The sequence below is a fragment of the Luteimonas sp. Soil_N_1 genome, from assembly GCF_057656255.1.
Genome location: NZ_JBDGKS010000003.1, coordinates 129,699 through 148,395, shown reverse-complemented (window position 1 = coordinate 148,395; position 18,697 = coordinate 129,699). Strand labels below are relative to the sequence as shown.

Below are 18,697 nucleotides of genomic sequence, written 5' to 3'. Positions count from 1 at the left end.
AGCTGGCGGTTCTCCGGGACGCCGGGCGCGTGCACCCGAACCATCAAGCAGACAGGGCGCCTTCCGGCGCCCTGTTGCGTTGCAGCTGACGGGTCCAGGCCTCAGCGCAGATTGACGAAGCCTTCCGCGTCGACATTGCCGCTGGCGATGCGGCCACGCAGGTCGGCTGTGCTCAGGCCACTGTCGAGCTGGAAGTGCGGACGGTCGACGATGCTCGTCCAGTTGCCGCCCCATTCCAAGCCCATGCCGGTGCCGATACGGCCGATGGCCTGCCAGTCGGGACTCCAGTTGATGCTGCCGTTCGGACGCACTTCGACCACGTCGAAGGCGGTGCCGAAATTGTGGTTGCTGTAGCCGCCCCGCGCGTTGGTGACGACATCGCCGGGTGTGGTGCGGCCCTGGGCGTACAGCGCGTCCTGCTCGGCATAGGTGCGCATGCCCGAGGTCACGCGCAGGGTGATGCCCAGTTCCTGCTCGACGCGATTGACGAATTCGGCCGCCTGGCCACGCAGTTCGGGATGCAGGCCGGCGATGCGGGCATTGCTCGGACCGTCGCTGACCTGGGCCACGTCGCCCGGTGCAACCGGTGCGGTCGCCGGCGGCTTCTCGACGGCAGGCGCACCGTTGAGCTGCGCCCAGGTGTTCGGGCCGACCACGCCATCGACCTCGATGCCACGGCTGGCCTGGTAGCTGCGCACCGCGCCTTCGGTGCGTGCACCGAAGATGCCGTCGGCCGTGCCCGGGCTGAAGCCCGCCGCCTGCAGGCGGGTCTGCAGATCGCTGACCGCCGGGCCGCGATCATCGCGTTCGAGCAGCGGTGTCGCGCTGGCCGGCGTGGACTGCTGCACCGGCGCGGTGCCGTCGGTGCCGGCGGCATTGAAGGGCGTGCCCAGCAGGCCCCGCGATTCGGCTTCGGCGACCGCAGCGCGCGCGGCGGGCACATCGGTGTTGTAGGTGTTCTGCAGCCCCTTGTAGCCGCCCCATGGTGAGAGGTTGGTGCCGCCATTCGACAGTTCGAACGCGACCCGCGCATTGGTCTGCGGATCAAACAGCTGGTCGTTCGATGCCAGACCGAACGCCTCGCGGCGCTCCGGTCCCATACCGCCGAGCATGTTGATCTGGGTCAGGCCGTAGGACTGGTCGCCGGTACCACGGTTGCCGTTGAAGGCGGCCGGGTCACCGCTGGATTCGCGCATCGAGATGGCGACCATGCTCACCAGGTTCTCGCCGCGGAAGCCGGCCTCGTGGAACAGCTGGGCCAGCTGGGTGCGGTCGAGCGGTCCGCCGCTGTAGGCGCCCTGCGTGTCGGTGGCAGGCGCGGTGCCGTTGACCGGGCCCGCATCACCGCCGATGGCGCGGGTGCCGGCCGGCAGCACGATCGACTGGTCGGGGTAGATCACATCGGGGTTGAGCACCTGCGGGTTCGCCGACAGCAGGCCTTCGAGGCTGACGCCATGGGCCTTGGCGATCTGCGACAGGGTGTCGCCGCGCTGTGCGGTGTAGCTCTGCGGCGTCTCGTTCGGGGACGGAAGCGTCTGCGGAAGGCGCTGTGTGGAATCGGACTGCGAGACGGCGTTGAAGCTCACGGCGGGCTCCTGCGATTGCGGGGCATTCCCCCCGGACGCTGACCAGTCTTCCGGACCCCACCCGCGCGCGACAGATGGGGGGTGCCCCAGCGTGCATGCGTCACAGAATCGTCCCGGGAGCCCGACGGGGCTCCTGTGCCGGCAACAGCGACGCCGCCGTACGTCGCGACGCTGCAGAGTGCAGGCCCGCCCGCTTTCCGATTGAATACGCGCATGCCGCGACGCCGCCCCGATGCCCCCGCCCGCCCGCGCGACCTGACCCGCGGTGCGATCGCGCCGACGCTGTTCGCGTTCGCGCTGCCGATCCTCGGCGGCAACGTCATGCAATCGCTCAACGGCTCGGTGAATGCGGTCTGGATCGGCCGCTTCCTGGGCGAAGGCGCGCTGGCGGCGATCGCCAATGCCAACAACATCCTGTTCCTGCTGCTGGGCGCGGTCTTCGGCGTCGGCATGGCGGCGACCATCCTGGTGGCGCAGGCGATCGGCCGCGACGATCTGCCCGGCGCCAAGCGGGTGATCGGCACCAGCGCGACGTTCTTTCTCACCGCCTCGGTACTGGTCGCGCTGGCCGGCCTGCCGCTGTCGCGCCATGTGCTGCTGTGGATGGGCACGCCGGCCGACGCCCTGCCGTATGCGGATGCCTATCTGAAATTGATCTTCCTCGCGGTGCCGTTCCTGTACGCGTTCGCGTTCCTGTCGGCGATCCTGCGCGGAGCGGGCGACGCACGCACGCCGTTCCTGTTCCTGCTGCTGGTGGTCGCGCTGGACATCGTGCTGGTGCCGCTGCTGATGCTCGGCATCGGCCCGCTGCCTGAGATGGGCATGGCCGGCGCGGCGCTGGCCAGCCTGATCGCGAACGCGCTCGGCCTGACCGCCCTGCTCGCCTGGCTGCACCATCGCCGGCACCGGTTGTGGATCCATCGCACCGAGCGTCATCTGTACCGGCCCGACTGGACCATCGTGCGTGCGCTGCTGGCCAAGGGCCTGCCGATGGGCCTGCAGATGGTGATGCTGTCGGCGGCGATGATCGCGATGATCTCGATGGTCAATGCGCACGGCGTGGACACCACGGCCGGCTACGGCGCCGCGATGCAGTTGTGGACCTACGTGCAGATGCCGGCGATGGCGATCGGCGCGGCGTGTTCGACGATGGCGGCGCAGAACGTCGGCGCCGGCCACTGGGACCGCGTGTCGCGTATCGCCGCCACCGGCGTGGGCTTCAACGTGCTGATGACCGGCGCGCTGATCGGCCTGTTGCTGCTGCTGGACCGCGCGGCGCTGTCGCTGTTCCTCGGCGATACGAGTGTCGCGCTGGAGACCGCACGTCACCTCAACCGCATCGCGATCTGGTCGTTCCTGTTCTTCGGCGTGACCTTCGTGCTGTTCGGCGTGGTGCGCTCGACCGGCGCCGTCATGCCCCCGCTGGTGATTCTCGCGGTCACGCTGTGGGGCGTGCGCGTGCCGTTCGCGACGCTGCTGCAGCCGACGCTCGGCGTGGATGCGATCTGGTGGAGTTTTCCGGCCAGTGCGTTGCTCGCGATGCTGCTGTCGATCGGCTATTACCGTTGGGGCGGCTGGCGCCGCGCGCGCATGCTCGATGACGCAGCACACGAGCCGGTCGCGGTGCCGGCGGAAGTGCCGGCGCAACCGCCGGCGCCGCTCGCCAGCATGGAGCCGCACGATACGGACGAGGCGCAGGACAGGCGTCGGCGCACCCGCTGACGGCATGGCATCGGGCTACCAGCCGGACAGCGGCTGAACCCGTGACGCGCCTCGCATTGACCTGCACCCACCGCGACGGCATCTAGAGGGTTCGAGCGCGGTGTCCTGCGCGCCCACGGAACACGCCATGCGGATGACCCTGCTGACGATACTGCTGATCGCGACTGCGACCGCGCCTGTGTTCGCGCAGCAACTGCGCAATCCGGCCGACCCGCCACCGCGTTCGGCCCCGACGTTGCGCCAGGTGGACCCCGCGCCGCGCATGCCCACGCATGTCGGCGCCGACGCCGCACGCGACGCCGCGCTCGCCCGTTGCCGCCAGGCGGCGACGCGTACGATCCAGCCGACCAGTGATGCCCGCATCGCGAGCGCACAACGTCGCGCCGCGGCGACGGACACCCAGCGTGCCGCACGCGGCGGCGATGCGGCCGATCCCACCGATCGCAGTGGTCTGCGTGCGCAACGCGATGCGCAGCAGCGCACGGCAAGCCGCGAACGCAATGCCGCGCAGCAGCGGATGGCAGTCGCGGAGCGCAATTGCCGTTGAGTCAGCGGAGCAGCAGCCCGCGCCACGCGAGTGTCAGCAGGGTGCCGTAGAGCATCGCTTCACCTGTGCGTTGCACGAGGCCGCGCAGTGGTTCGAACGGCGGGAGTACCATCGCGAAGAACAGCAGCAACCACAAAATCGCCGCCACCAACAGCACCACGCGCGTGCGCAATCGCAGTCCGGTGCCGCAGGCCAGCAGCACGACCGCCACGCATGTTCCGAGATAGGTCAGCAGGCCGATCAGGCTGTGCAGTTGCTGGCTCAGCGAGCCGTCCACAGGACAACCGGCATCGCAGGGTGCGAACGCCGAGCCGATGTAGGCAACCGCTTCGAGCAACAGCATCCAGTAGCCCACGCGCGCGGCGCCGCGGACCGGCAGCAGCGGCGCCGCGAGCATCAGCACGATAGCCAGCAACAGGCCGAATGGCACGAAGCCGAACAACCCGATCTGCCAGGCGTAAGGCGTGCCGATGGCGTTGAGTTCGCTGATGTACTGCGAGACGTGCGAGTAACCCGGTTTTCCGGCGCTGCTGCCGAAGAGCATAAGCAGCCAGGCGGGCACGATCGTGAGGATGGCGATGCGGGTCAAGCGGATGCGGGTAGCGCTATGCGGTGCGGGCAACGGTGGCGGGTGCATGCAGGCCTTCCGGAGTGACGTGGGGTGAGGCTAGGTTTCCTTCGAGCCTGCGGCGTGTGCCATTGGGCATGTGGGGAGTGGGGCTCGACCCGCCGCCACCTCGCTCGTCATCCCGGCGAAAGCCGGGAGCCAGTGACTTCTCGTTTTATGTAAGGTCCCAGCTCGCCGGACCGACGCGTTCGCGGCAGGCAAAGGCGCTGGATGACCATCGCGACGCGCTGTTGAAAAGCACATGCTGCCTTCGCCGGAATGACGGCAGTCAGATCGCGCCGATCGTCGCGATCTGCTCCGTCATCCCAGCGGCTTCTAGCAGCCGAATGGCTGTTCAAGCTGGAATCCATTTGCGCGGGGAGAATGCGCTCGCGCTGGAAGCGTGGAGCACGAGTCAAGATCAAAATGGATGACCGGACTTGCGTCCGTTGAAAGCCCAGCGTTCGCTGGAATGACGGAATGGCAGATCGGTGCGAACTTCAACTGCTGATGCCCAGCGAGCCTTGCGATTACGCCGATACCCGCGTCATCCCCACTTCGGCAACTTCGTCCGATCCAGCCCCGCCACTTCGAACACGGCCGTCCGCGTGCCACCGGCCTTGACCGGGAACTCGATCGATACCGTCTTCGCACCGTCGAGCAGACGCCACAGCGCGCGCTCATCGTCGATGAACATCGCGATGGCCTCGTCGGTCTGCGGGCGGTTGGCCGCCATGCGACGCGGCTCGCCGTCGTCGACGCGCACGCTGACGCGACAGCTGGGGTAGCAGTCGAAATCGCCGGCCTGCAGTACGAGGTAACTGCTGCGGCCCCAGGACGGATGGTCGCGGAAGATCAGGCGCACCTGCTTCGCGCCGGTGCCGTCGACGTCAATGTTGTCCTTGGCGTAGATCGTCGCCGACAGTTGCTCGCCACCTTCGACGTGGGCGACGTTGTAGCTCCACAGCGCCTGCGTGCGGGCGTCTTCGCGCACGGCCTCGCCCTTCGCCGCGACGTCGTCGAACTTCGCGCGCACGCGTTCCGCCGCTTCGGTATCGGGGTGGCGGGCCAGCAGCACGTCGGCCTGCGCCTTCGCGAGCGCCCAGTTCTCGATCGCCACGGCTGCCTCGAAATCGCGCTCTGCGGCTTCGGCCTGCTGCTCGGCAGCGGCGGCCTGCGCCTGTGCCTGCGCGGCGGCACGCGCTTGTCGATCCTCGCAGGCGGTCAACGGCAGCAGCGCGGCGAGCAGGGCGGTGGCGAGCAGGTGGCGGGATGTCATGCGGGCGTTCCTCGTTCGGTCGGACGTGTGTCATGTCGGCTGCATCGGCGAGGCGACGCGGACAGTGCGCGGCGCTCGTACCAGCGGCAGATACGCAGCCTACAGCGGCGTCCAGCCCGGATCGACATGCGTCGTGTCCGTGCGCGCCTCAACGCACGCGGCCGCCACGAGGGCGGCCGCGCAGGCAGGACTCGACCCGCATCGACTCAGTTGGCAGGTGCCTGCGTCGTGGTGTCGGCAGGCGCGGCGTCCGGCGCGTCCGCAGGTGCTTCAGCGGGCACCGGTGCCGGTGCCGGCTTGGCCTCGTCGATCAGCTTTTCCACCGAGCCGGTGGTGATCGGGTGATAGCCCGGACGCGCGGTCTCGAAGATCTGCTTCGCCAGCGCCAGACCCGGCTCGGTCTGCACCAGTGCGGTGTAGATCGGCATGATCAGCTTGCGGCGGCCCACGCGCGCGGTGAACTCAGCCAGGGCCTCGTTCGCCTGCGTATAGCCGCTGCGCACCGCCAGCGGATACCAGCGCATCGCGATCTCGCCGTTCTCGGTGCCGGTGAACTTGTAGGCCTCGTCCAGTTGGGTCAGCTGCTCGATGGTCAAGGTCGGCGTCAGGCTTTCGAGGAAGTGCAGCCATTCCTGGGTCGACCATGCATCTGTGATCTGGCGCGGCGGCAGCTGCGCGCTGCCCAGCCATGCCAGACGCGCGGAATCGACGATGCCGAAGTTGCGCGACATCACCTGCGGCGCGTAGCCCGGAATGCCCGGGCCATAGACCCATTCCTGGATCTCGGCATCGGTGACGGTGTCGGGGAACTTGTCGAACAGGTGTTCCTTCGCATACGCGAGGAACTGTTCGGTGGTGATGCTCTGGAACGCGAAGTGGTCGAAGTAGCCGCGCAGGAACGCGTCGAAGTTCTCGCGGCCGAAGCGCTGCTCGAGGAACTGCAGGAACCACGCGCCCTTGTCGTAGGACACCGCGCTCAGCGCGTCGTCGGCATCAAGCTCGACGTCCGGCTTGATCGCCAGTGCCTGGGTCGTTTCGGGCATGGCCGCGATCCCTTCGCGCAGTGCATTGCGCGAGATCACGTACTCCATGTCGCTGACTTCCTTGCCGTACACCGATTCGACGATGCGGTTCTCGACGTAGCTGGTGAAGCCTTCGTTGAGCCAGCCGTGCTTGGCGCTGGAGAACGTCACCAGGTTGCCCGACCAGCTGTGCGCGAGCTCGTGCGCGATCAGCGAGACCAGCGACTTGTCACCGACGATGACGGTCGGGGTGATGAACGACAGGCGCGGATTCTCCATGCCGCCATACGGGAACGACGGCGGCAGAATCAGCAGGTCGTAACGCTCCCAGCGATACGGGCCGTAGAGCTGCTCGGTGACTTCGATCATCTTCTCGGTGTCGGCGAACTCCGCCACCGCACGGTCGACCATCGCCGGCTCGGCCCACACGCCGGCGCGGCCCGAGATTTCCTTGAACACCAGATCGCCGGCGGCGATCGCCATCAGGTACGACGGGATCTTCTGCGGCATCGAGAACGTGTACTCGCCATCGCGCTGGGCGGCCGGATCGTTGTCGGCGCTCATCAGCACCATCACGTCGGGACGCGCGGTGACACGGGCGGTGTAGGTATAGCGGATCGCCGGCGTGTCCTGCAGCGGCACCCACGAACGTGCGTGGATCTGCTGCGACTGGCTGAACATGAAGGGCAACTGCTTGCCTTCGGTCATCTCCGGGGTGAGCCACTGCAGGCCCGACGCGTCCGGCGAGGTCACGTAGGTCACACGGACCTTGGCGTTGCGCTCGGGCGTTTCGATGGTGAGCTTGCTGCCCAGCGTCGCGTCGGGCTGGGCCAGCGCGTACTGCAGCGGCTGCCACTGGCCGGCGGCTTCGCCTTCGACCTTCTGGATGGTCAGGTCGCGCGTGTCGAGCACCAGCTGCGTCGCGGCCTGGTCCTTCCACTGCAGGGTGTAGGTGGCGGCACCGGCGATGGTCTTCGCATCGAAGTCCAGCGCGATGTCGAGCGCCAGATCTTCGGTGACGACCTTGGCGGGCTCGGCGTAGGAATGCTCGTCACGATCGACGACGGCGGCCTGGGCAGGCGGCGCGGCCGGCTCGGCGGCAGGCGTTGCATCACGGTTGCAGGCGGTCAGCGCAAGGACGGCCAGTGCCAGCAGGCCGGCGGCGGAACGGAGTGGGCGCATCGGACAATCCACACGGGGGACAAGCCGGCGATTCTACCGTGCGCCCTGCCCTGACTCCGGTGTGCTGCACCGCATGCGCGGCGCAGCAGCGTATTCAGGCCTTGTAGCCGTCGTGGATCGCGACGATGCCACCGCTGAGATTGCGGTACTTGCAGCGCGCGAAGCCGGCCGCTTCCATCATGCCCTTGAGCGCGTCCTGCGGCGGATGCTTGCGGATCGATTCCGACAGGTACTGGTAGCTGTCGCTGTCGCGCGCGAACAGCTTGCCCAGCCGCGGCATGATCTGAAAGGAATGGAAGTCGTAGATCGGCTTGAACCAGTCGGCCTTCACTTCCGAGAACTCCAGCACGCGCGCCTGGCCGCCGACTTTCAGCACGCGCAGCATCTCGCGCAGCGCGGCGTCCTTGTCGGTGACGTTGCGCAGGCCGAAGGCGATCGTCACCAGATCGAAGCTGGCGTCCGGGAACGGCAGCGTCTCGGCATTGCACTGCACGTACTCGAAGCCGCGCACGTTGCCGCGGTCGGTCATGCGGTCACGGCCGACGCGCAGCATCGAGGCGTTGATGTCGCCGAGCACGAGTTCGCCGGATTCGCCGACACGGGATTTCAGCAACGCGGCGATGTCGCCGGTGCCGCCGGCCAGATCGAGCACACGGTCGCCGGTGCGCACCTGCGCGGTCGCAGCGAAGTAGCGCTTCCACACCCGGTGGATGCCGAGGCTCATCAGGTCGTTCATCAGGTCGTAGTTGCCCGCGACCGAGGAGAACACCTCGCCGACCAGCTTCTGCTTGTCCCCGGTGGGCACGTCGCGGAAACCGAAATGGGTGGTGCCGGGTTTTTTGGATTCGTCGCTCATGGGCCGATTATCCCTCATCCGCGACCGGCGCGATCCGCAGCTTGCCGACGCGGCGCCGTTCCAGCGATTCGACCTGCAGCTGCCAGGCGCCCACGGTCACGGTATCGCCTTCGACCGGCATGCGGTCGAGCAGGTGCAGCACCAGGCCCGACAGGGTGACGTAGGTCGCTTCGCGCGGCAGCACGATGCCCGTGGTCTGTTCCAGATCCTGCAGCGACATCGAGCCGTCGACCAGCCAGATGCCGTCGTCGCCGCGGCTGGCGGCGTAGTCGGCGTCCTGGGTGTCGACCAGATCGCCGGCAATCGTCGCCAGCAGATCGTTCGCGGTCACCATGCCCTCGAGGCTGCCGTACTCGTCGACGACCACCGCCAGCGGAATTGGGTGCGCGCGGATCTGCTCCAGCACGCGCAGCGTCGAGGTGCCCTCGGGCACGACCAGCGGTTCGCGCACGAAGTCGGTGACGTTCAGCGCGCGGCCCTGCAGCACGCTCGACAGCAGATCGCCGCTTTGCACGATGCCCAGCATCTGGTCGAGTTCGCCGTCGCAGACCAGCAGGCGCGTATGCGGCGATTCGATCAGGCGCGCGGTCGCGTGTTCGATGCCGCGTGTCGCGTCGATCCACTCGATGTCGCTGCGCACCGTCATCACGCTCGACACCGGGCGCTCGGCCAGGGTCAGCACGCTGCGGATCATGTCGTGCTCGGCGGCTTCGAGGCGTTCCTCGCCCTCGCCCTGCGGCACTTCGATCGCGCCATCTTCGACATGCGCGGTCGGGCGCGTGCCGAGCAGACGCAGCACCGCATCGGCGGTGCGCTGGCGGAACGGCAGCTGCTGCGCGTGGCGTTCGCGGTTGAAGCGCGACCACTGGTTGAAGGCTTCCACCAGGATCGAAAACGCGATCGCCGCGTACAGATAGCCCTTCGGAATCTTGAAGCCCAGGCCTTCGGCGACCAGGCTGAAACCGATCATCAGCAGGAAGCCCAGACACAGCACCACGACGGTTGGATGCTTGTTGACGAAGTTCGTCAGCGGCTTGCTGGCGAGCAGCATCACCGCCATCGCGATGGTGACCGCTGCGTACATCACGCCAAGGTGGTCGACCATGCCGACCGCGGTGATCACCGAGTCGAGCGAGAACACCGCATCGAGCACGACGATCTGGGTCAGCACGACGCCGAACGAGGCGTAGACGCGCTTGGTACTGGTCTGGCTCTGCTGGCCTTCGAGCCGCTCGTGCAGCTCCATCGTCGCCTTGAACAACAGGAACACGCCGCCGACCAGCAGGATCAGGTCGCGCCCGGAAAAGTCGTTGCCCCAGACCGTGAACAAGGGCGTGATCAGGCCGGCGATCCACGCCACCAGCGCCAGCAAGACCAGCCGCATCAGCAGTGCCAGCGACAGGCCGATCACACGGGCCTTGTCGCGCTGCTCCGGTGGCAGCTTGTCGGCGAGAATCGCGATGAACACCAGGTTGTCGATGCCGAGAATGATCTCGAGGACTACCAGGGTCGCCAGCCCCATCCAGATCGTGGGGTCGGACAGCCATTCCATAGGTGTTCTTGCATCGCGCTCTTGGGGGCCACGGATTCTGCCACGCGATCGTTAAGAAGTTGCCGCGGCGTCTCACGCTCGACCGCGACGGATGCGGCAGGCAGACTCGCGGGCCCGATGTATCGAAGACCGCCTGCATGATCGCCACGCCCGACTACCGCGCCCTGCTCGACACCGCGATTTCCGAAGCCCGTCAGGGCCTTGCGGAAGGTGGCATTCCGATCGGCGCGGCGCTATATCACCAGGACGGCCGCCTGCTCGGCTGCGGCCACAACCGCCGCGTCCAGGAAAGCGATCCGTCGATCCACGGCGAAACCGACGCGTTCCGCAAGGCCGGCCGTCAGCGCTCCTATCGCGACACGATCATGGTCACGACGCTCGCGCCGTGCTGGTACTGCAGTGGCCTCGTGCGCCAGTTCGGCATCGGCACCGTCGTCGTCGGCGAGTCGCAGACCTTCCAGGGCGGCATCGACTGGCTGCGCGAGGCCGGCGTCGACGTGATCGACATGCAGAGCCAGGAATGTGTGGACCTGCTCGGCGGTTTCATCGCCGCGCATCCGGACGTCTGGAACGAGGACATCGGCGAGGACTGAGCGACGCCGCAGCCTGCGCTAGACTGCGCGCCTTCGCGTCACCTGCCCTGAATTCGATGACGACCACGCCACCATAGCCGCCGCTTCCGCGCCGCCCTCTCGGGCGACGCCGCGCTATGCCATGCACCGTCATTCCGCCGGACACCGCTGCGCGTCCGGCCTCGTCAGGGCTTTCCCATGCACCTCAAGATTCCGCTGCGCCAGCAATGGTTCGGCAACGTCCGCGGCGACGTGCTCGCCGGACTCGTCGTCGCACTCGCACTGATTCCCGAAGCGATCGCGTTCTCGATCATCGCCGGCGTCGATCCGCGCGTCGGTCTCTACGCCTCGTTCTCGATGGCGGTGGTCACCGCGATCGTCGGCGGCCGACCCGCGATGATTTCCGCCGCCACCGGCGCGATGGCGCTGGTGATGGTCACGCTGGTGCGCGACCACGGCCTGCAGTATCTGCTGGTCGCGACCCTGCTCGCCGGTGCGTTCCAGATCCTCGCCGGCGTGCTGAAACTCGCATCGCTGATGCGCTTCGTCTCGCGCTCGGTGATCACCGGTTTCGTCAATGCGCTGGCGATCCTGATCTTCGCCGCGCAGCTGCCGGAACTGATCGGCATGCCGTGGACGGTCTACGCACTGTGCGCGGCGGCGCTGGCGATCATCTATGGCTTGCCGCGCCTCACCCGCGCCGTGCCGTCGCCGCTGGTGGCGATCGTCGCGATGACCGTGCTTGTCGCCGCGATGGGCATCGACGTGCGCACCGTGTCCGACATGGGCGCGCTGCCCGACAGCCTGCCGGTGTTCCTGCTGCCCGACGTGCCGTGGACGCTGGAGACGCTGCGCATCGTGTTGCCGGTGTCGGCCACGCTCGCCGTCGTTGGCCTGCTCGAATCGCTACTGACCGCGCGCATCGTCGACGACATGACCGACACGCCCAGCGACAAGCATCGCGAATGCGTGGGCCAGGGCTCGGCGAACATCGCCACCGGTTTTCTCGGCGGCATGGCGGGGTGCGCGATGATCGGCCAGTCGGTGATCAACGTGAAATCCGGTGGCCGCGGGCGCTTGTCGTCGATGGTCGCCGGCACCGTGCTGCTGGCTCTGGTGGTGTTCGCCGGGCCGTGGGTCGGGATGATTCCGATGGCCGCGCTGGTCGCTGTGATGATCATGGTGTCGATCGGCACCTTCAGCTGGCAGTCGCTGCTGGATCTGCGCCGGCATCCGCCCGGATCGAGCGTGGTAATGCTCAGCACCGTCGTCGTCACCGTGGCCACGCACGATCTCGCCAAGGGCGTGCTGACCGGCGTGCTGCTGTCGGCGCTGTTCTTTGCCCGGCGCGTCGGCCGGCTGCTGGATGTCGAGGATTCGATCGACGCCGACGGCACCCGCCGCTACGTCGTGCGCGGCCAGGTGTTCTTCGCGTCGGCCAATGCGTTCGGCGACGCCTTCGATCTGCTCGAATCCGTGCCGCGCGTCGTGATCGATCTGACACACGCGCACTTCTGGGATCTCAGCGCAATCGGTGCGCTCGACACCGTGGTGATGAAACTGCGCGCACGCGGCGTCGACGTCGAGGTGCTCGGCCTCAATGCTGCGAGCGCGACGCTGGTCGAGCGGCATGGTGTGCACGACAAGCCGGGTGCGCGTTCCACTGCGGGGCACTGAGCCCGATGCCATGCGCCACCATCGCCGGGCCCGCCCGGCGATGGTGCGGTCACCTCAGACGCCGCGACCGCCGTCCACGTTCATCACCAGACCGGTGACCTGCTTCGACAGCGACGAGGCGAGATAGAGCGCCGCTTCGGCGATGTCATCGGGCTGGATCAGCGAGCCCATCGGGATGTTCCCGGCGAACAGCTTCTTGGCGTCTTCCAGCGAGGTCTTGGCTGGATCCAGGAAGCCGCCGAGCATCGGCGTTTCCGCCGCGCCCGGGTTGATGACGTTGACGCGGATGTGGCTCGACGCCAGCTCCAGCGCGAGCGACTGGCTCAGGGCGATCGTCGCGGCCTTGGATGCGCAATAGGCATTCTGGCCCGGCTTCGGACGCACGCCGACGATCGAACCGATGTTGACGATCGCGCCGCCGCCCGCCTGTTTCATGTGCGGCACGACGTGCTTGCAGGCCAGGAAGATCGACTTGGCATTGACGCCGAGGATGCGATCCCAGTGCCGCTCTTCCAGGTCTTCGATCGCGGTATAGACCTGCGGCACGCCGGCGCAGTTCACCAGCACGTCGATTGCGCCGAAGCGCGACACCGTGGCGTCCACCAGCGCGCGGATGCTGGCTTCCGAGGCGACATCGGCCTGCACCGCATGGGCGTCCGCGCCGAGCGTCGCCGCCACCGTATCCGCAGCCTCGCCATTGAGGTCGGCGACGATCACGCGCGCTCCTTGGGCATGGAACAGCGCGGCGATGGCGTGGCCGAGCCCCGACGCGGCACCGGTCACGATGGCGGTCTTGCCCTGCAACAGTTGATGACGACTCACGGCGTGCTCCTCGCGACGCATCGCACCAGGATCACCGCCTCCCGGGGCGGTCTCGATCACGGGACGGGTCAGCTGGTTCATTTGTGGAAGTTGATCGCGTGGTACTCGACGTAATCGGCCAGACCGAGTTCGCCGTTCTCCGTGCCGATGCCGCTCTGCTTCACGCCGCCGAACGGCATGTAGCGACGCCCGAGGCGCGACTGCGCGTTCTTGTTGATGTAGGTCATGCCCGCCTCGATGCGCCGCGCCATGCCGACCGCGCGCTCGAAGCTGGTGGTCCAGATGCTGGAGCCCAGGCCGTATTCGCTGTCGTTGGCCATCGCGATGACCGCATCCTCGCTGTCGTACGGAATCACCGGCACGACGGGGCCGAACTGTTCGCAGGTGACGATCTCCTGATCCGGCGTCGGATGCTTCACCAGCACCGGACGCAGGTAGTAACCGTCCTGCCAGGTGTCGGGATCCACCGGTTCACCGAGTTCCACGACCGTCGCACTGCTGTCCTTCGCCCGGGCCACGAGATCCTGCACGTAGCGGTACTGCGCCGCGTTGTTGACCGGACCGAACGTGGTGCGCGGATCGAGCGGATGGCCGATGCGGAACTTCGCGACCTGCGCGCTGAACTTTTCGAAGAAGGTGTCGTAGATGGCACGCGGTACGTAGATGCGCTTGACCGCGAAACAGAACTGCCCCGAACGATGGAAGGTGCCGGCAACCAGCGTCGGCATCTGCGCATCGAGATCCATGTCGTCGAGCACGATCGCCGGATCGTTGCCGCCCAGCTCGAACTGCACGCTCTTGATGGTATCGGCGGCACTTTTCATGATCGCCGTCGCTGCCTTGCCGCCGCCGGTGAACGAGATCTTGCGCACCAGCGGATGTGCGACCAGCGCCGAGCCGGTGTCGCTGCCGCCGTGCAGCACGTTGATGACGCCCGGCGGGAACAGTGCAGCCGCGCGCTTGAGCAGCGTGCCCACGCCGAGCGGCGTGGTCGGCGGTGTCTTGATGACGATGGTATTGCCGCAGACCAGTGCGGGCGCGAGCTTGCGGATCATCAGCACGATCGGCGCGTTCCACGGCACGAAGCCCGCGATCACACCGACCGGCTTCTTCTCGACCGTCAACCAGCTGGTGTCGTCCTCGACGCGCTTGACCTGCAGGAAATCGCGGGCGGCATCGACATTGTCGCGGGTGGCGAATGCGGAGCCGGCGATCTCCATGCGAATTTCCTGCGGCAGCAGGCCGGACTCGGCGACGACGATCGGGGTCAGTTCATCGACCATCGATTCGAGCAGATCGGCGACCGCGAGCACACGCTCGATGCGCGACTCGAGCGGGGTGGCCGCCCAGTCCGGAAACGCGCGATGCGCGGCCTGCACGGCGAGATCGACGTGGCTCGCGTCGGCCTGCGCAGCGCGACCGACGACGTCGGCGAAGCGGCCCGGATCGCGGACCTCGAGATAGTCGCTGGTCTCGACATCCTGGTTGTCGATCAGCAGTTGAAGCGTGGGGATATGCATGCGTGTGTCTCCTGCGACCGGTCCGCTCACTTGTGGAAGTTGATGGCGTGGTACTCCACGTACTCGGACAGGCCCACTTCCGAACTCTCGCGGCCGATGCCGCTCTGCTTCACGCCGCCGAACGGGCTGTTCTTCTGGCCGATGCGCGACGTGCCGGCGTTGTTGATGAAGGTCATGCCGGCCTCGATGCGGCTGGCGATCGCGACGGCCTGATCCGCATCGGTCGACCAGACACTGGACGCCAGACCCAGCTCGCTGTCGTTGGCGAGACGGATGGCCTCTTCCACATCGTCGAAGGCGACGATCGGGATGATCGGACCGAACTGCTCGTTGACCACGACCTCCAGATCCGGCGCCGCGTGCTTCACCACGGCCGGCAGCAGGTAGTAGCCGTCGTCCCAGGTGCTGGCGTCGAGCTTGCTGCCAAGCTCGATCACTTCGGCGCCGGCGGCGCGGGTGCGCTCGGACAGGCCCTGCAGATACTCGAACTGCGCGCGGTTGTTGACCGGGCCGAAGGTCGCGCCCTCGGCGAGCGGGTGCCCGACCTTGAACCTGTCGACCTCGGCGATGAACTTCTCGAAGAACGCGTCGTAGATCGGCCGCTGCACGTAGATCCGCTTGACCGCGAAGCAGAACTGGCCCGAGCGCCGGAACACGCCGCCGACGATCTTCGGGATCACGTCGTCGAGGTCTGCATCGGCCAGCACGATCGCCGGATCGTTGCCGCCGAGTTCGAACTGCACGCCCTTGATGCTGTCCGCTGCGGCTTTCATGATCGCCTTCGCAACCGTGCCGCCACCGGTGAACGACACCTTGCGCACCAGCGGATGCGTGGTCAGCGCCGTGCCGACCTCGGCGCCGCCGTGCACCACGTTGATGACGCCGGGCGGGAACAGCGCGGCGATCTTCTTCAGCAGCGCCGACAGGCCGAGTGCTGCCGTCGGCGCGGGCTTGAGGACCAGCGTGTTGCCGCAGACCAGCGCGGGCGCGAGCTTGCGCATGGTCAGGATGATCGGGGCGTTCCACGGAATGATGCCGGCGATCACGCCGATCGACCGTTTCTCGACGCTGACCCAGCTGGCCTCGTCCTCGACCTGCAGCGGCTTCAGGAATTCCGTGGCGAGATCGACGTTGTCACGGATGATCGCGGCCGACATGCCGGCTTCGGCCTTGTTGGTCGGCACCAGCATGCCGGACTCGCGCGCCATCAGTTCGGCCACGCCCGGGCCTTCGGCGACCAGCAGATCGGCGGCCTGCGTCAGCAGCGCCTGGCGCTGCGCCAGCGGCGTGTCGCGCCAGCCGGCATACGCGCGATGCGCAGCCTGCACGGCCTGGTCGACATGCGCCGCGGTGCCCTGTGCGAGCAGGCCGACGATGTCGGCGGTGCGGCCGGGATCGCGGACTTCGAGGTAGTCGTCGGTCGCGACGTCCTGGTTGTCGATGAGCAGGTGGGTCTTGTGCATGGGGGACTCCTTCAGAGCAGTACGGCGTCGCCAGCGAACCGGCGAAAAGGGGGAGGAATGCCGGGTCAGTCGACGGTGCGTTCGGTGCCGACATCGGGCACGAACGAAAGATCGGATATCTGCTGGCGCAGGTCGGGCGTCAAATCGATATCCAGCGCGCCGAGATAGCCGTCGAGCTGTTCGACGGTTTCGGCGCCGATGATCGGTGCGGTCACGGCCGGGTGCGACATCGCCCAGGCCACTGCCAGCGACGGCGGATGGAAGCCGTGCTCGGCCGCGAACGCGGTGAAGCGGTCGGCCACCTCGTAATTCATGCGGTCGGCATAGCGCTGCGAGTAGCGCGCTTCGTTGAGGCGGCCGGTTTCGGGTTTGCGGTCCACGCCGTACAGGCCAGTCAGCAGCCCGCTGGCGAGCGGGCTATAGACGATCACGCCCAGCTGCTCCGACTCGGCCAGCGGAAACAGTTCGACTTCAGCCTGGCGCTTGACCAGGTTGTACATCGGCTGGACCAGCTCGAAGCGCGCCAGTGATTCACGTTCCGAGATGCCCAGCGCCTTGGCGATGCGCCAGGCGGCCCAGTTGCTGACCGCCGGGTACAGGATCTTGCCCTGGCGCTGCAGGTCGTCGAACGCGCGCAGCGATTCCTCGACCGGCGTCAGCGGGTCGTAGTGGTGCATGAAGTAGAAGTCGATGCGGTCGGTCTGCAGCCGGCGCAGGCTCTGTTCCACCTCGCGCATGATGTGATGGCGCGAGAGGCCGCGATCGTTCACGCCCGGCCCCATCGGGCGGCAGACCTTCGACACCAGCACGATGTCGTCGCGCGACTTCGATTCGGCGATGCATGCGCCGAGGATCGTTTCGGACCGGCTGCCTGCGTAGGAGTTCGCACAGTCGAAGAAGTTGATGCCGGCCTCGCGGCAGCGCGCGAACATGGCCTTCGATGCGTCGGCGTCGGAATAGGAGCCGAACGACATCGTGCCGAAGCACAGCTGCGAAACGCGGACACCGGTGCGACCGATAGCGCGGTGGTTCATGACGTTGGATCCGGATTGGGGATGGAGTGCGGCATGCGTGTCATCGGACACGCTCGATCGCCAGGGCCACGCCCTGGCCGACACCGACGCACATCGTGGCCAGGGCCCGATCGCCCTGCTGCACTTCGAGCTGATGCAGCGCGGTCAATACAAGGCGCGCGCCGCTCATGCCGAGCGGATGGCCGAGTGCGATCGCGCCGCCGTTCGGATTGACCTGTGGCGCATCGTCGGCGAGTCCGAGTGTGCGCAGTACCGCCAGGCTCTGACTGGCGAAGGCCTCGTTGAGTTCCACGACATCGAAGTCCGCCACGGACATCTGCAGACGCGCGCAGAGTCTGTGGATGGCGGGCACCGGCCCGATGCCCATGACACGGGGTGCGACGCCGGCGCTGGCCATGCCCAGCACGCGACCGCGCGGCGTCAGGCCATGTGCCCGCACCGCGTCTGCCGAGGCGAGGATCATCGCGGCTGCGCCGTCGTTGATGCCCGATGCGTTGCCTGCGGTCACGCTGCGGTCGACGCCGTTGACCGGCCGCAGCTTCTGCAGGGTCTCGAGCGTGGTGTCGGGTCGCGGATGTTCGTCGCGGTCGACGACCGTGGGGCCTTTCCGGGAGCTGATTTCGACCGGCACGATCTCCCCGGCGAAGAATCCCGCCGCCTGTGCGCGCGCGGCGCGTTGCTGGCTGCGCAGCGCGAACGCATCCTGGTCCGCGCGCGAGACGGCGTGGTCGGCAGCGACGTTGTCGCCGGTCTGCGGCATCGTCTCGGTGCCGTGCAACGCGGTGAGCGCAGGGTTCACGAATCGCCAGCCCATCGTGGTGTCTTCCAGCACCTGGGTGCGCCCGAACGCGGCCTCGGCCTTGCCCATGACGAACGGGGCACGCGACATCGATTCCACGCCGCCGGCGATCGCCAGTTCGAGCTCGCCGCTGGCGATCGCGCGGAACGCGGCGCCCACCGCGTCCATGCCCGACGCGCAGAGGCGATTGACGGTCACGCCCGGCACTTCGACCGGCAGGCCGGCAAGCAACGCTGCCATCCGTGCAACGTTGCGGTTGTCCTCGCCGGACTGGTTGGCGCAGCCGAGGAACACTTCGTCCAGCCGCGACCAGTCGACCTGTGGATTGCGCCGCATCAGCGCCTGCAGTGGCAGTGCGGCCAGATCGTCGGCGCGCACCGGCGCCAGGCCACCGCCATAGCGGCCGATCGGCGTGCGCACCGCATCGCAGATGAAGACGTCATGCATCGCGTGCGTA

15 protein-coding genes are annotated in these 18,697 nt (G+C 67.5%); 4 read left to right on the top strand and 11 right to left on the bottom strand.

Annotated elements, in window-relative coordinates:
* Nucleotides 1-101 precede the first annotated feature (101 nt).
* The gene (locus tag AC3A4E_RS16465; protein ID WP_487632560.1) at nucleotides 102-1,586 is read right to left on the bottom strand and encodes a peptidoglycan-binding protein; all 1,485 of its coding nucleotides are present in this window, start codon (nucleotides 1,584-1,586) and stop codon (nucleotides 102-104) included.
* Between the two features lie 213 nt (nucleotides 1,587-1,799).
* Between AC3A4E_RS16465 and AC3A4E_RS16460 the strand changes: the two genes are divergently transcribed.
* Together AC3A4E_RS16460 and AC3A4E_RS16455 are read left to right on the top strand one after the other, a co-directional pair.
* Nucleotides 1,800-3,308, top strand: a complete 1,509-nt coding sequence (locus AC3A4E_RS16460; RefSeq protein ID WP_487632559.1) for an MATE family efflux transporter — start codon at nucleotides 1,800-1,802, stop codon at nucleotides 3,306-3,308.
* 127 nt (nucleotides 3,309-3,435) lie between these two features.
* Nucleotides 3,436-3,855, top strand: coding sequence for a hypothetical protein (locus tag AC3A4E_RS16455; RefSeq protein ID WP_487632558.1), 420 nt, complete (start codon nucleotides 3,436-3,438; stop codon nucleotides 3,853-3,855).
* Nucleotide 3,856: 1 nt separating this feature from the next.
* Here AC3A4E_RS16455 and AC3A4E_RS16450 read toward each other — a convergent pair whose 3' ends face one another.
* The 5 genes from AC3A4E_RS16450 to AC3A4E_RS16430 all read right to left on the bottom strand — a co-directional run bounded on the left by AC3A4E_RS16450 (nucleotide 3,857) and on the right by AC3A4E_RS16430 (nucleotide 10,353).
* Complete coding sequence (locus tag AC3A4E_RS16450) at nucleotides 3,857-4,444, bottom strand: DUF998 domain-containing protein (protein WP_487632557.1); 588 nt, start codon at nucleotides 4,442-4,444, stop codon at nucleotides 3,857-3,859.
* A 565-nt stretch (nucleotides 4,445-5,009) separates the two neighbouring features.
* Nucleotides 5,010-5,741 carry a hypothetical protein gene (locus AC3A4E_RS16445; protein WP_487632556.1) on the bottom strand — a complete coding sequence of 244 codons (732 nt, stop codon included), beginning with the start codon at nucleotides 5,739-5,741 and terminating at the stop codon, nucleotides 5,010-5,012.
* Between the two features lie 206 nt (nucleotides 5,742-5,947).
* The gene (locus AC3A4E_RS16440; RefSeq protein ID WP_487632555.1) at nucleotides 5,948-7,945 is read right to left on the bottom strand and encodes a M1 family metallopeptidase; all 1,998 of its coding nucleotides are present in this window, start codon (nucleotides 7,943-7,945) and stop codon (nucleotides 5,948-5,950) included.
* A gap of 94 nt (nucleotides 7,946-8,039) precedes the next feature.
* Nucleotides 8,040-8,801 (bottom strand): bifunctional demethylmenaquinone methyltransferase/2-methoxy-6-polyprenyl-1,4-benzoquinol methylase UbiE, encoded by a 762-nt coding sequence (gene ubiE, locus AC3A4E_RS16435; protein WP_487632554.1) that lies wholly within the window; start codon nucleotides 8,799-8,801, stop codon nucleotides 8,040-8,042.
* Nucleotides 8,802-8,808: 7 nt separating this feature from the next.
* A complete protein-coding gene (locus AC3A4E_RS16430; RefSeq protein WP_487632553.1) occupies nucleotides 8,809-10,353 on the bottom strand; it encodes a TerC family protein in 1,545 nt (514 codons plus the stop codon).
* 137 nt (nucleotides 10,354-10,490) lie between these two features.
* On the opposite strand from AC3A4E_RS16430, the gene AC3A4E_RS16425 reads away from it, so the two are divergent.
* Together AC3A4E_RS16425 and AC3A4E_RS16420 are read left to right on the top strand one after the other, a co-directional pair.
* Nucleotides 10,491-10,946: a nucleoside deaminase gene (locus AC3A4E_RS16425; protein WP_487632552.1), complete on the top strand. Its 456-nt coding sequence runs from the start codon at nucleotides 10,491-10,493 to the stop codon at nucleotides 10,944-10,946.
* 177 nt (nucleotides 10,947-11,123) lie between these two features.
* Complete coding sequence (locus AC3A4E_RS16420) at nucleotides 11,124-12,602, top strand: SulP family inorganic anion transporter (RefSeq protein ID WP_487632551.1); 1,479 nt, start codon at nucleotides 11,124-11,126, stop codon at nucleotides 12,600-12,602.
* 54 nt (nucleotides 12,603-12,656) lie between these two features.
* Here the strand turns inward: AC3A4E_RS16420 and AC3A4E_RS16415 are convergent, their stop codons facing one another.
* The 5 genes from AC3A4E_RS16415 to pcaF form a co-directional block, all read right to left on the bottom strand.
* The gene (locus tag AC3A4E_RS16415) at nucleotides 12,657-13,424 is read right to left on the bottom strand and encodes an SDR family NAD(P)-dependent oxidoreductase (protein WP_487632550.1); all 768 of its coding nucleotides are present in this window, start codon (nucleotides 13,422-13,424) and stop codon (nucleotides 12,657-12,659) included.
* Nucleotides 13,425-13,501: 77 nt separating this feature from the next.
* The gene (locus tag AC3A4E_RS16410) at nucleotides 13,502-14,944 is read right to left on the bottom strand and encodes an aldehyde dehydrogenase family protein (RefSeq protein ID WP_487632549.1); all 1,443 of its coding nucleotides are present in this window, start codon (nucleotides 14,942-14,944) and stop codon (nucleotides 13,502-13,504) included.
* A gap of 26 nt (nucleotides 14,945-14,970) precedes the next feature.
* On the bottom strand, nucleotides 14,971-16,407 hold the full coding sequence (locus AC3A4E_RS16405; protein ID WP_487632548.1) for an aldehyde dehydrogenase family protein: 1,437 nt from the start codon (nucleotides 16,405-16,407) through the stop codon (nucleotides 14,971-14,973).
* 65 nt (nucleotides 16,408-16,472) lie between these two features.
* Complete coding sequence (locus tag AC3A4E_RS16400; protein ID WP_487632547.1) at nucleotides 16,473-17,441, bottom strand: aldo/keto reductase; 969 nt, start codon at nucleotides 17,439-17,441, stop codon at nucleotides 16,473-16,475.
* 40 nt (nucleotides 17,442-17,481) lie between these two features.
* Entirely contained in the window at nucleotides 17,482-18,687 is a 1,206-nt protein-coding gene (gene pcaF / locus AC3A4E_RS16395; protein ID WP_487632546.1) for a 3-oxoadipyl-CoA thiolase, read from the bottom strand.
* Nucleotides 18,688-18,697 lie beyond the last annotated feature (10 nt).